A 13,230-nucleotide genomic window follows, 5' to 3' on the forward strand; every position below is an offset into this window, starting at 1 on the left:
GAGCAGTTTTGAGCGATAATCCGTTAGCCATGGCGCGATTTCAATTACTAGGTAATGGCCTTACGGAATTTGACACATTGTCGGTCAGGAAGATAAGGTAAATGATGCGGTTGTATTTTTGGATCATAACCATTCTCTGGATTAAAACGGTGCAAACCGTGTAGTGGATAGGTCGGCATGCGATCTGTCAACGGTAGGGGAGCATCGCAAGTAGTTTGTCGAGTCTGAAACTCTGCTCAGGAAAGTCGAAATGCTGAAAAAAGCCGATTGGGTATCACCGTTGCTCCTTGTTTTCACATGCCTGTTTCCCACTGCTTCTCTACTTGAGGCTACCACGTTCTCAGGTTCGAAGTTCGGTTGGCAGATTCACCTGCCGAACGAATGGAAGATAGAGGTTCTGCAGGATACCGGCGGCTCGGTATCTGGGGCTCCGGCAAAGGCCTGGATGATCAAAAAAGACCCGATGACGTATGTTATCTATCAGATAGAAGATTCAGATATACGAAACAGCATGCGGCTTGATGAGTTTAAAAACAAAAGTTTCGAACTTATCTCGGCGTCGATGCAGCATACTGCCCGGCAGGTGAGTGCCAGTCCATTCTCAAATATTGACCAGATCGTGGTGGGCAACCAGGTTTTTGATACTTTAGTCTGGATCCTGGAGGCACCCGGCCGGCCGGATCTCAAATCCATGACTCTTGTAGCACCAATGGCAGATAAGGCTGTGACCATAAATGTTTCCTGCACGGGTGCCGATTGCGACACTGTATTCAGGGCAATCGATAACTCTCATTTCAGCAATCCCGATGGGAAAGGGGTGGTTATACCCGCACCGCCGCCGCTACCGCCGACAGCCTTACGGAGTACTCGTGATCCCGTCTGGGATTTCACTATACCACTGGGGTGGCAAAGGGTGGCCGTTTCTTCACCGGAAGATAAGCTGGCTATTGAAAAAGGAGAAGGTAACAGCCTTTCCTACTCACTTATGGCGGATGAAAAACATGAACTTGCATTGATGACGATCAATGACCTTAAAGGTGAGATTTTCAAAGAGACAATGACCCAGTTTCAACAAATTGCTCATGAGAACGGTCTACTTTTCGGGAGTGAAGAAGAAGTGATAATGCTGGGCAAAGCCCCCTTTCAGACGCTTTCCCTCAGCCTGGTGGATCCAAATACTCAGGAGCCTGTTATGGTTGTCGCCCACCTTATTTCGATGCTCAACGATAAATTGGCGATGATTATGATAACCTGCATGGACGAACTTAGTTGCGTCGAAGTGCAGGAGGCTGTTGAGGATTCATCATTTCGATAGCAAGACCTAAAGAGTCAAGATGCAGAGCCAGGTTTCCTTATACAGGTTTTGGTTTGTCTTTGTTTTTTCGGTTCTTTTCTGCAATGAGTACAATCTGCAGTGGCTCGCTGCGGTTGTTGTGGGGAAGTTAAGCCTCATCGGCGGCTTTAAGGATGCATATCAGTTCCTCAGCTTTGACTCCTACGCATTTTTTACCGCAGCGAGGTTGCCCCCCTTTCTCGTGTTGGCCATTATGGTCTTTCTTACACGAAAAAAGGATAGTTCAGTGGTCCATGCAATCGCATGGGGAGGATTGATCGGTGTTGTCGGCACAATTGTCATCGTTGAGTGGTCGATAGTAAAAACATATTATATAAATATCCATGTACCCTCAACATCCGCAATAGGGCTGCTGGTTGCACCGATACTTGCCATCCCGTCATGTCTTGTCGGTGGATTGCTCGGTCGTATTACGTGTTGGATTTGCTGTCATAAATAAGAAAATTTGTACGGTGGATTGATAAGAGAAAAATCGAGAAAGAGGAGACGTGATATGCATAGCAGCGATAAAGAAAGGGTTTTTGACGAGGCAGCTCCGGATACCATGAATCTGCTCACTGTTGGCAGCAGGCAGAAAGCGCTCCTTAGGGCATTGCTGGTCTACCTGCTTGTAATAGTCGGGTCTGTTTTTCTACCTGCGGTCAGGGAATTTGAACAGCTTCTTCTGCTTCTTGTCGGAATTGTAATTGTTTATCTGACAGCTCGTCTCTGCTGGGCACTTTATGGCAGGGGGAGCGCGATACTGTTGACACTGTTGAGTTGTATTCCCTATGTCAATATAGTTATTATTCTTTTGGCGAGCGGTAAAGCAACCAGGATACTGAAAGGAAAAGGTTTCAAGGTTGGTCTGCTCGGAGCGAATTTGTCAGAAGTGGAGGGGAGGGGGGAAGGATAGCCGAGGTGCCCCGGATGATCCGCTTCCGCTCAGCAGTTTTGGTATGTGAATGGTATGAGCCACCAAAACAAAATTACCCGTGTGCAGATCCTGCATGACCAGTACTACTCTTATCTCTTGCATGACTACGCATTGGAAGGAGATCTACACCACAGTCGAATCAAGCAGACATCAACTTGAGAGATCTAGTGTAAACCCCAGGGGAGGCCGGCCCCATACCCGCTTTCGCTCTCTTGCAGGGATAAACAGGGGTTGTCAGGCAAATGAGACGTCATTGCAGGATTTAGCTTTACTATTTTCCTACACGTAACACACAGAAAATACAAGTAAAGAGGGTGTAGCAAAGGCAGGGGACCTACGAAAAAAGAGATGACCGCTTTTGTGAAAAGATATTGCGATTAATCCGGATTATCGTTGGTCTAACTGTCCATCGGAAATCCGTTTTTTTTTTATTGTGAATCATGGTAACGGAAAAGCCGTAGTTGGGGCAGGTCTCAGTATGTCTTACGTCATTTAAAGCAAAAAAAAAGTGTGTTACACATCTGATGAAGAGTTTCAATATATCCTGATACTCGCTGTTGCTCTAACGGAATACGATTTGTCGGCCTTGTAAAATTGGACCATATGCAATAAAGTAAGCGCGGAATTTACAGTCAGGATGGCTGTGTTCGAACACCTGGTGATCTTTCCGTTTTTTTCACAATATTTTTCTGAATATCTTCACCTATATCATATAGTTTTTACACAGAGAGCACGAAAACAGGTGCATTCTCCTGTTTTTGCAGAGAGATGTAACCGTAAATCAGGAGTATATAATGAGTAGGGTTTTCGGCAACGATACATTGGAAACCATCTATAATCGACGTTCAATTCGACAGTTTCAGGACAAGCCGGTTGACGATGAAACGATCAAATTGATCCTTGATGCCGCCAACCAGGCGCCATCAGCCCATAACCAGCAGTCATGGCAGTTTATAGTAGTCCGCGGGGAAAAAAAACAGGAATTGGCGCAATTGGTGAGCAGCAAAGCTGCAGCTTTTCCAAAACCTTCGGCGGCAATCCTTCGTATGGCCGCAAGAAGTCTTGCAAATGCGCCTGTTGTTATTGCTGTTAAAAACACAGGGAGTCTAATCAGTCACGGGAGTGAACTCTTCCAGATAGAAAAAGAGCGATCATTTGATTTTTTTAGAACAATGGAAATCCAGAGCTCTGCAGCGGCGGTTCAAAATCTGCTATTGGCAGCATCTTCTCTTGGCCTGGGGAGTGTCTGGCTTGGGATTCTTTACTTGATTAAAAATGACGTGCTCGAATTCCTTGGTGAAGAAAAAGGTGAATTTATGGCTGTTATTCCGATTGGATATCCTAAAAAGGAATCCGGCGGGCCTAAGAAGGTATCGCTTGAATATGTTCTCAAAGAGCTTGAATAGGTTTCTCTTTTATCCACTATAAGATGGATAATATACTACCTCAAAACACCTTGAATCCGGTTCGACAGAAAAACGATGTCCTGCCGGATTCGTCCTCTCTCATTCTTCTGCAATCTGCCGGAATTTTGGAGCTTGTCTGTCACTATTATACCCTGTTGCTGGTGCCTTCAGTATTTGAAGAGATAACAGAAGCTGAAAAACCGGGGGCCAATTTTTTCGTATATCTGCAAAAGAAGAATCTGCTTCATCTGCTTACGGGTTCTGATATTTCCAATACCCCCATGCAAAGAGCAGAACTTGGTAAAATGGGGAAGGGCGAGAGTGAACTCCTTGCAAATTTTCTTTCAGGGGCTGGCTCGTTTGTTGTGGTTGATGACCTGCGGGCGGCTAAGTTTTGCGTGAGGCATGAAATACCGTTTATCAATGCATTATTGATACCACGGATTCTTATGTTTGCAGATGTACTTTCAGGTGAGAGTGCAGATGAATACTTTAGTCTGATTCAACAGCGCGGCCGTTATTCTGTTTCTATTCTGAAAAGAGCTGAGTCGTTTCAGCATGAAGATTTAGAACGATTTTTTCCAGACAGCTAAGCAGAGTGTAACTCTTTAAGTGCAATGTTGTATTGCATGAGTTTGTGCTTTCTCTGTATTGGTGGCGAATATTGTTGGTTAAACCTGACAACTAGCGGGGAACTATTATGCGGCTTAGGATAACTAGAACCTCCTATTGATATAACAAAGGCAAAGCCAGAGGAATGGCTTTGCCTTTGTGAAAAGCAATCAATGTTACAGATTGAAATCAGCTTTTTTTTCTTCTACGTACTGCAGCCAGTCCGGCTAGACCCGTTCCAAAGAGCAACATCGTGGTTGGTTCCGGTATCGGAGCTGAGGTTTCTGCGATGTACCCTTCAATGATACCATTAATGGAGTTAGTGTTGTCGTTCCATTGCCAATTGAATCTGTTATCGAGTGCTATGAAGCCTTCATTACCGCCAGCATTGTTCGGTTCGCCGCTGTACCAGTTAGTATATGTAAATGTCTCTCCGGTAACCCATTGCCACCCACCTGCCGGTTCAGCTGAACCCGATGGCTGGTAGCCACCAATCCAGTATTCATCAATTTTTTCACCATCATATTGGGCTGCCGGTAAGATGTTGGAGTATATGAAGTCAAATTCTGCCTGGGATGTAATTGTAGCAAGATACCAGTCAGATCCTTTTAAACCTAATAGATCTGTATTAGCATCACTCCAGGATTTATCTTCTAATACAATCAGTTCATACCAGTGACCATTTGCGCCCCATTGCATAGGTGTGGCATTTGCTGTTCCAACAAAACCACTTATAAGTAATCCAATTGCTAAGCCTGCTAAATGCTTCTTTGTCATATTTTTTACCTAACAAAAAATTATACAACTGCTACCCTGTCAGACCGTAATTGTAATCAGTTCAGAGTTCTGGTAACTGTTATTACTTGATAGCAATTATTGTACCAGGACGAAGGGATATTAATGTTAGGTGTCTATGTTTACGTTTTTCTTCCAAAATAGGAAAGATTATTAGGAAACTGTCTTTTAAAAATTCTAAACACGCATTTCTGTATTTCGCCAATACGTCAAAATTTTCCACAATTGCGGAAGTTTCAAGCGATTAGCCGATAATGTGTCTAATTTCGAATCTGAAATAGCTATTGGTTAGCGCGCAAACACGGATTTTTCCTCTATGCACTTAAATTTGTGTATCTACTTATTATAGGCTACAATTTCATGAATAAGTCATGTGATAACTACTACATGGTGGTCTTTTTGTTTGTGTAATCCGTGTTACGCTGAACATATTTCAACAGTGTCCTATTATCTATACTCATCAATGCAAAGGAGACATCAATGAAGGTTGTTAATGCTGCTCTATGTCTGATTTTTGTCCTTGGTATGTTCGTCCAGAGTCCGCTGGCGTCAGAGGCAGAGAAAAGCCTGTTTGTGAACCTAACCAGCAATGAGATTAATAGAGCTGCAATGGCCATAAATATTAGTACCCGTGTACTGAGGCAGAAGAAAATTCCAGTAACGATATTTCTGAATGTAGATGGGGTAAGGCTGGTAGATAAGGATGGTGCTGAGCATAAACATGCGAGTGGCAAATCGCTAAAACACATGCTGACTGAATTTATAGATGCCGGTGGCACAGTGCTGGCGTGCCCTATGTGTATGAAGAACGTTGGTGGTCTTACAAAGGATGACCTGCTGACCGGTGTTGTGGTAGGTGGTTCCGATACTACCTGGCCTGCCTTGTTTAAAGATGGTGTTACAGTTTTGAGCTATTGATGTTGTTATTTGAATCGTTCGAAATCAACACGTTACGGGGGAGTAATATTTATAAAAAAATGAAATATCGATCGGCCAGAATGGTGTTGTTGCTATTAACGCCATAGCGTCGGAATTACAATACAACCAAGAGGAGACGTTCTTATGAAAGTGTGCATGACCCTGACAGTTGTTGCGATACTGTGTATGGTATCAGTAGCTTTTGCATCACAGAACAGGTTTCAGCAGTTCAACACTGATGTTCAGCATGCCTACGCTAATTACCGTATTGCATTATTTCAGACGAATAAAAACGATGGAGAAAAATCTCAAATAGCTGTTCAGCAATTTCAGCAGGATTGGGAACTGATTATTGAGACGTACGGCGTTGTTCCTCCAGAGGTTTTCAGCACTGATCCACAATGGAAAATAACCCTCAAGAGTATTAATGATATAGCGAAGAAGAGCGCCGACCAGATTGAGCAGAATGAGTTAGATAAGGCGCATGAAACTCTGGAGGGGATTCGGGACGAGTTAAGCAACCTGCGGCATAGAAACTCTGTTGTTGTTTTCAGTGATCATGTCAATAACTACCATGAGGTGATGGAGGGACTGCTGCTTGCGGGCTATAGCCCTGAAAATCTTGATGCAGATGCCGTGGATCATATCCGCGGAGAACTTGCAGTCTTAAAGTATCTGGCGAAGCAGATTAAAGAGAATGCACCACCGCAGTATGGTGAGAATGTTAAATATCAGCAACTGATTCAGGAGTTGTCAAGGTCTTTGGAAAAGCTCGAAATGGCGGTTAAAGACAATACGCCTGAAAAAATAAGCAACGCAGTTAAAGGCTTGAAGCCGGCATATTCCAAACTTTTTGTGAACTTTGGTTAGTGAATTGAAATACTTTTAAAAGCGAGATAGCCGGCCAATTTGGCCGGCTATCTCGCTTTCGTATTTTAGCAGCAGTTACTGAGTACATTCAGCATGCGGATAGGGGATATTATCCACAAAGTCAGTTGCATTGGGGTCACAGGGACCAATACCGCCGCGCTCAGCCTGACGGCTGAAATCATGGCAGAACAGACAGTCCATACCTGCGCCCTTGTTGATGTGATTGTGCATGCCGGAGTGACTGGCTTTGAGATTTTTCTCACGGTGACACTGAGAGCATATCTGACTCTTGGCACCTTTCAGTTTGTACCCGAGTAGATCAAGCTCACTATCATTGTCGACATCAAGTGAAGAGTGACATTTTACGCAATCAACGCTTGCAGCAGTAGCTACACCGTGATTGATCAATTGATAGGTGTCAGTGGTAACCCATTCGACAGGTTCATCGGCAGGATATCCCATATTAACGAGGCCGGATTGGACAGCTGCATTTACATCGCCGCTTACACTCAGATATTCAAAAGTGTCGAGAGCTACAAGTTTATTGCCGTTAGTGATCATTGGCTGAACAGCAGTCTTATACTTGAAAGGATAAAGCTTGCCGTCATTAATGTTTCCCTTAGGCCGTGATGTCGGATATGTACCGGTTTCAGGATCAATAACTGCTGTATCTCCGAGAAGATAATTGTCGCTTGTGCGGTTCCAGAATTTGTAGACTGGTTTGAGGCTATCAGCGACAGTGAGTTCAGGGTGACCCGGACCGGAGGTGCCGTCAGCAGGGAGGCCACTATGATTGTATCTCCAATCACGATTGGTCTCTGTTGCGACTTTAGCATAACTGTCAATATGACAGGATTGACAGGCTACCCGTGAAACGTGACGATCTGCGTCAGTACGGTTGGCACCTGCGGCTGCATGACCGCCGTTTGCTTCAAAACCGGTATGGCAGGTGTAACATGTAATTTCACTGCCACGAACAAGGTCATCTGTAGGCCTCAGGTCGGATCCGCGTCCAATGGTTTTATGATTTTGGAATACATGACAATCCTGGCACGACAGGTTCGAGGCCGCTGTATTCATATGAACATCAAAGTCCGGATCGGTATTGTTGTTTGTACCCTCAAAAAGAGGAGAACCATAGAGGTCACTTCCGGACATGGACAGATCACCTCGTTTTACACCATTGCCGCCACCGGCGAATGCATGACATTTCAGACAGTTAGTTTTTGTCGGTTTGGCAATGTTCTGAGTATAACTATCAAGGGTGGTCAACTCTGCCGGGGTTGGGTTTTCAACAGCCGCCAGTGCGGGAGCCAGGGTTCCGTCGGCCAGGCGGCCGCGAGCCAGGGCATAGTCCTCATTATGACACATCAGGCAGTCAATATTAGAATTGTCAGCCAATTGATCATCAGGACGTAATCCACGGCCGACGTGACACTTGCCGCAAATTGGCCAGTCACCGACAATGTTAATGCAGTAGCTGTTAACAGCGTTGGTCAGTTTTCCCTGTACCGTGCCGTTTTGATTTGCCATTTCAGTGGTGTCCCCAACCCATTTGTAATGCGTGGAATTTGCCATTTCATTGAACTGAGTATCATGACAGCTCATACAGTCTACCGGATAATTAGACCAGCTATTTGCTGCGTGTGGGTTTGATCCACAATATGGATCAACCGAGTCGGTCAATCCGTCGCAATTGTCATCTATACCGTTATCACATATCTCAGAAGCTCCGGGGGAGACGCTAGAGAGTGTATCGTTGCAATCTTCTTCGGCATAGGTACACGAAGGGTCTGCAGGGAATCCGTATCCGTCTCCGTCAGTATCTGAACAGGTTGGCGTTCCGCAGGCGGGATCGGAGCTGTCAATGAGCCCGTCACAGTTGTTGTCTACATTGTCTGAGCAGAGTTCAACAGCACCTGGGTAGATTGCAGGATTGTTATCGTTGCAGTCAACCCTGCTTTTAAACCCGTCACCGTCATTGTCGACAGGTTTGGCTGCATGGGCCGGGGCGAGGGAAAGAGCCAGCAGAAAAGTGAAAGCCACAGCTTTCGTCCACATCGTGTTCATCATTGCCACCAGGGGGTAAAATTGGCATTTCAGGACATTCCTTGAGAATGTCCCCCGAGTACGTGCATAATTATTTAAGCAAGTACTTTAGCGTGGCTTTGGTAAAAAAACAACACATTGTAGTACGTATAAGCGGTTTTTAAGGATACTGATTTTTTTTACTAGAGAGATACTGGCTGGGGAAAAATGCCTGAAAGTTTGCAGGAACACTCCTAACGTATTGTTACAACTTGACCTCTCATATTGAGCGTGGTTAGGCTACAATACAACTCAACCAAAATCTTGAAATCAACCCTGCTACAACCTGTATGGGAATAGTTTATGAAGTTACAATGGAAATCATTCATAATCCTGCTTTTGGCCAGCTTGATACCTATGATGCTGGTTACAAGTTTTACACAGAAGGCCTCTATAGAATTGGGTGCAGCTATTTCGGACCAGACTCAGGACGCTTTGACAGAAACAGTCCGAAGGGAGATTGTCTCTGCTACTGAGAATTATGCCATGATTACTTTAGGGGCCAAGTCATCAGTGGAATTTGCCTTGCAACTCCTGGCTAAAGAGGCTGCAGAGGTATTGAACAGCCCCGTCTCCGAGACAGAAAAGCTTTATTTTGCACATGACTTTGATCAAATAGAATCAGCACCGGCAGACCTTGCACCGTCAGAAATTCATTTCAAAATCGGAGATGATGGAAAACAGACGAAACGTCTTGTGAGCTTTGAGCAGCCCAGTTTTTTATTGGCTCCCGGTGTTGTTCGTGATGAAGTGAAAGATGATATTGTAAGATTATCGGGTCTGGCACCTGCTTTAAGGCGCATTGCAGGAGGCTTGGAGCAGAGGGGATTCTGGATCTATACCAGTCTTGAGAGTGGTGTGCATATATCTTATCCAGGTCATGGTGGCTATCCTCCAGGCTATGATCCCCGTCAACGTCCCTGGTATATTCGCGCCAAAAATGAACAAACGCTGAATTGGGGGACACCTATTGCTGATCCAACAACTAACCAGCTGACATTTTCTCTCTCTGCACCCATTTATGATGCTGATGGAACGTTTGCCGGGGTAAGTGCTATCGATGTCCTTATTCCAGACGTCTTGCTGGCGAGTGAGATTTCTTCGCAGTGGTCAAATAAGATGCAGTCATTTCTCCTTGGTCAAAGTGATAAGGCAAACGGCAAACAGCATCATTGGGTACTGTCGAAAACGTCTAAAAACAGATTGGACAACACCAATAATGAAACTGGGATGTTCTGGGTAGAAGATCAACAGGATTTTGTTATTCTTATTGATAACATAGGTAGTGAGAAGTCCGGCAGCCTTGAAATGCAATATAAGGGAGTGGATAGTTTCTGGTCATATGCTGAAGTCTTTCCCGGGCTCTATTTTGTGATTGTTGCTCCGACATCTATACTTATGGAATTGCCTGAGGCTGTTGGTAAACGTTTTTCTGAATATACACAAACTCTTAAAGTTGTTTCCGCGTTGGCCGTTATTCTGGTTGTTTTTGTTATCGCTGGATTGGCCTTTCTGTTTTCGCGTTCAAATACCAGAAATATCATAGGTATAGCTGATGGATTTAAACGCCTTGAGCAAGGAGATTACTCAGCAAGGCTGGGAATACGATTTAATGATGAGCGTGATCTTATCGTCGATACGTTTAATCGAATTGTCCCGAAGATGGAGGAACATCTTCGGATGAGCAGAGCCCTTGGGATTGCAAAAGAAGTGCAGCAGAGTCTGTTGCCGGCGGAGAACCCTATGCTAAGTGGTTACGATATCGCCGGCACAAGTGTCTATTGTGAAGAGACAGGTGGCGATTATTATGATTTTATCAGGATCAGCGATGATCGGCTGGCGGTGGTTGTAGGGGATGTCTCAGGGCACGGTGTGTCCTCTGCGCTACTGATGGCGACAGCCAGAGGGCTGGTTATGTTGCGTGCATCAATGCCGGGACCCGCAGCTAGCATCATTAATGATGTGAATAAGCATCTCAGTCATGACACATCTCATACCGGCAATTTCATGACCTTTTTCTATTGTGAACTCACAACAGAAAAACATGAAATCCGTTGGGTGCGTGCTGGTCATGACCCTGCTCTGATCTACGACCCGACGAGTGATGAGTTTACTGAACTTAAAGGTACAGGAGTTGCCTTCGGCCTTGATTACACATTTGAATATGAAGAGTTTGAACGAACACTTTCTGCAAACCAGATCATTCTGATAGGTACAGACGGTATATGGGAAATGCGTAATAATGGTGATGAAATGTTTGGTAAAGAGCGGCTCAAGACGATCATCCGCCAGAATTCTACCTGTACCTCAAAAGAACTGCTGCGGATAATTACCACAAGTCTGAATGAATTCCGCGGCAATATGATTTTAGAAGATGATGTGACAATGGTTGTTGTTAAGGTCGTTTAGCTTAAAGTCGAGTGATAGGCAAAGCTTAATAAAAGAGGGGAAGATTTTCCGGTGGCGCGGTTACGTCTGCATCACTGTTTTTTGTTGTATGGTCAAAAAGTTCCTGAATATCCCGAATGGAGGTGAGCAGGTCTGAGAGGATGATGACATCATACGGTCTACCCAGGTCAATATCTTCGGCAATACCACAGATAAACTGCTGGCGAGATGCTGAAATTTACTAAAAATGTAAAAAAAATAACTCAGGATGTCATATCCAATACCTTTTTTCTCGCTGATCTGATATCTTGGCGAATTCAGTTGTATGAGACTCCCTACCGCCTGCTTTCCCAGACCTACCCCCTAGGAGTACATTACGGGCCAATCAGCGTAACATCTTGTTGACACATTCGGTAAGGGATAACTATGTAGTAATTTCTATCCCAAGGCCCTTGGGAACCCCAAAATCCTTTATGGAGGCACATATGTGGAAAAATATTGAGGCTGCTCCGGCAGATTCGATCCTCGGCCTGACAGAGGCCTTCAGAAATGACAGTAATCCTGCGAAGGTAAATCTTGGTGTTGGCGTTTATAAAGATGACGCGGGCACTACCCCTGTGCTGAAAAGTGTAAAGGATGCTGAAAAAATCCTGCTCGACAAAGAGAAAACCAAAAGCTATCTGCCTATCTCTGGTGATCCGGGCTACGGCGTGTGTGTTCAGAAACTTCTTTTTGGCGAAGCAAGTGAAGTTATTTCCTCTGGTCGTGCAGCAACAGCTCACGCACCTGGTGGAACCGGTGCCTTGCGTGTTGGTGCTGAACTGCTGAAAAAGTTCAATACTACAGCAAAAGTATGGATCAGCAAGCCAACCTGGGCAAATCACAAAGGTATTTTTGGTGCTGCCGGTTTTGAACTTGATGAGTATGCATACTATGATGCTTCTTCCATGAGCCTTGATTTCCCGGCTCTGGTGAACAGCCTTGAGAATGTGCCAGCAGGAGATATCGTTCTTCTTCATGCATGTTGCCATAATCCGAGTGGTGTTGATTTAAACGAAGAGCAGTGGAGTCAGGTTGTAGAAATTGCAAAAGCAAAAAATTGGATTCCTTTTCTCGACTTTGCGTATCAGGGATTCGGCGCAGGCGTAAACGAAGACCGTTTCGCTGTAGAGCAGTTCGCGGCAGCGGGAGTTGATTTCTTCGTGGCCAGTTCGTTCTCTAAGAACTTTGGCTTGTATAACGAGCGTTGCGGCGCTATCACCGTAATCAGCCCGAGCCGTGAGGAGTCAGTTGTGGCGATGAGCCATCTGAAGACCACTGTCCGTGTACTCTATTCGAATCCACCGGCACATGGTGGTTTGGTTGCTGCAACCATTCTCAGCGATCCTGCCCTTTATGAGCAGTGGATTGGAGAACTTGCAGAGATGCGTCAGCGTATTGTTGCAATGCGCAGTGCACTCGTTGACGGTCTTGCAGCACGTGGTGTTGATCGCGATTTCTCGTTTATTAAAGAGCAGCGCGGTATGTTCTCGTTCAGCGGTCTTAACGATGATATCGTCAAATGGTTGCGTGACAACAAAGCCATATATGTTGTTGGTGGAGGCCGGATAAACCTGGCAGGACTTACCACTGCAAACATCGATTATGTCTGTGATGCCATTGCCGAAGCAATAAAAGCGTAAAGCACTACATCCTGGATGTAATAAAGGCTGCTTAAGAGAAACTCTTAAGCAGCCTTTTTTGTTTTAATGCTTTTCATTGGAGGTTTGTCCGAGAATAGGTATTTGGGTCAAAATCGAGGCATTATCAAAAATCAAGCGAAGCCATATGTATGATATTGCGAGCGTTGTTTTTTGATAATAACGAAGAGTTTGGAACAAAGG

The 13,230-nt window shown here is 44.9% G+C and carries 11 protein-coding genes; 9 read left to right on the forward strand and 2 right to left on the reverse strand.

The features are described from left to right. Positions 1-250: 250 nt before the first annotated feature. From FCL46_RS25825 to FCL46_RS25845, 5 genes are all read left to right on the forward strand, one after another. Positions 251-1,315, forward strand: coding sequence for a hypothetical protein (locus FCL46_RS25825; RefSeq protein WP_136808779.1), 1,065 nt, complete (start codon positions 251-253; stop codon positions 1,313-1,315). Between the two features lie 19 nt (positions 1,316-1,334). Then, complete coding sequence (locus FCL46_RS25830; RefSeq protein ID WP_136808778.1) at positions 1,335-1,793, forward strand: hypothetical protein; 459 nt, start codon at positions 1,335-1,337, stop codon at positions 1,791-1,793. Between the two features lie 54 nt (positions 1,794-1,847). Continuing rightward, positions 1,848-2,249, forward strand: coding sequence for a hypothetical protein (locus FCL46_RS25835; RefSeq protein ID WP_136808777.1), 402 nt, complete (start codon positions 1,848-1,850; stop codon positions 2,247-2,249). An 815-nt stretch (positions 2,250-3,064) separates the two neighbouring features. Further along, positions 3,065-3,676, forward strand: coding sequence for a nitroreductase family protein (locus tag FCL46_RS25840; protein WP_136808776.1), 612 nt, complete (start codon positions 3,065-3,067; stop codon positions 3,674-3,676). Positions 3,677-3,699: 23 nt separating this feature from the next. Further along, positions 3,700-4,269, forward strand: coding sequence for a PIN domain-containing protein (locus FCL46_RS25845; RefSeq protein WP_136808775.1), 570 nt, complete (start codon positions 3,700-3,702; stop codon positions 4,267-4,269). Between the two features lie 208 nt (positions 4,270-4,477). On the opposite strand, the gene FCL46_RS25850 is transcribed toward FCL46_RS25845, so the two are convergent. Beyond that, positions 4,478-5,065, reverse strand: coding sequence for a PEP-CTERM sorting domain-containing protein (locus FCL46_RS25850; RefSeq protein WP_136808774.1), 588 nt, complete (start codon positions 5,063-5,065; stop codon positions 4,478-4,480). Between the two features lie 498 nt (positions 5,066-5,563). On the opposite strand from FCL46_RS25850, the gene FCL46_RS25855 reads away from it, so the two are divergent. Both FCL46_RS25855 and FCL46_RS25860 read left to right on the forward strand, forming a co-directional pair. Continuing rightward, the gene (locus FCL46_RS25855; RefSeq protein WP_136808773.1) at positions 5,564-6,001 is read left to right on the forward strand and encodes a DsrE family protein; all 438 of its coding nucleotides are present in this window, start codon (positions 5,564-5,566) and stop codon (positions 5,999-6,001) included. A 144-nt stretch (positions 6,002-6,145) separates the two neighbouring features. Further along, positions 6,146-6,871, forward strand: a complete 726-nt coding sequence (locus FCL46_RS25860) for a hypothetical protein (protein WP_136808772.1) — start codon at positions 6,146-6,148, stop codon at positions 6,869-6,871. 75 nt (positions 6,872-6,946) lie between these two features. Here the strand turns inward: FCL46_RS25860 and FCL46_RS25865 are convergent, their stop codons facing one another. Next, positions 6,947-8,932, reverse strand: a complete 1,986-nt coding sequence (locus FCL46_RS25865) for a MopE-related protein (RefSeq protein ID WP_167505957.1) — start codon at positions 8,930-8,932, stop codon at positions 6,947-6,949. Between the two features lie 330 nt (positions 8,933-9,262). Between FCL46_RS25865 and FCL46_RS25870 the strand changes: the two genes are divergently transcribed. Both FCL46_RS25870 and FCL46_RS25875 read left to right on the forward strand, forming a co-directional pair. After that, entirely contained in the window at positions 9,263-11,368 is a 2,106-nt protein-coding gene (locus FCL46_RS25870) for a SpoIIE family protein phosphatase (RefSeq protein WP_136808770.1), read from the forward strand. Between the two features lie 464 nt (positions 11,369-11,832). Further along, a complete protein-coding gene (locus FCL46_RS25875) occupies positions 11,833-13,029 on the forward strand; it encodes an amino acid aminotransferase (RefSeq protein WP_136808769.1) in 1,197 nt (398 codons plus the stop codon). Positions 13,030-13,230 lie beyond the last annotated feature (201 nt).

Source organism: Desulfosediminicola flagellatus, assembly GCF_005116655.2.
Classification (GTDB): domain Bacteria; phylum Desulfobacterota; class Desulfobulbia; order Desulfobulbales; family Desulfocapsaceae; genus Desulfopila; species Desulfopila flagellata.

Coding starts and splice junctions, on each gene's coding strand:
- FCL46_RS25870 (WP_136808770.1), top strand. CDS start 9,263: ATGAAGTTACAATGGAAATCATTCATAATCCTGCTTTTGGCCAGCTTG.
- FCL46_RS25855 (WP_136808773.1), top strand. CDS start 5,564: ATGAAGGTTGTTAATGCTGCTCTATGTCTGATTTTTGTCCTTGGTATG.
- FCL46_RS25860 (WP_136808772.1), top strand. CDS start 6,146: ATGAAAGTGTGCATGACCCTGACAGTTGTTGCGATACTGTGTATGGTA.
- FCL46_RS25830 (WP_136808778.1), top strand. CDS start 1,335: ATGCAGAGCCAGGTTTCCTTATACAGGTTTTGGTTTGTCTTTGTTTTT.
- FCL46_RS25825 (WP_136808779.1), top strand. CDS start 251: ATGCTGAAAAAAGCCGATTGGGTATCACCGTTGCTCCTTGTTTTCACA.
- FCL46_RS25840 (WP_136808776.1), top strand. CDS start 3,065: ATGAGTAGGGTTTTCGGCAACGATACATTGGAAACCATCTATAATCGA.
- FCL46_RS25845 (WP_136808775.1), top strand. CDS start 3,700: ATGGATAATATACTACCTCAAAACACCTTGAATCCGGTTCGACAGAAA.
- FCL46_RS25835 (WP_136808777.1), top strand. CDS start 1,848: ATGCATAGCAGCGATAAAGAAAGGGTTTTTGACGAGGCAGCTCCGGAT.
- FCL46_RS25875 (WP_136808769.1), top strand. CDS start 11,833: ATGTGGAAAAATATTGAGGCTGCTCCGGCAGATTCGATCCTCGGCCTG.
- FCL46_RS25850 (WP_136808774.1), bottom strand. CDS start 5,065: ATGACAAAGAAGCATTTAGCAGGCTTAGCAATTGGATTACTTATAAGT.
- FCL46_RS25865 (WP_167505957.1), bottom strand. CDS start 8,932: ATGTGGACGAAAGCTGTGGCTTTCACTTTTCTGCTGGCTCTTTCCCTC.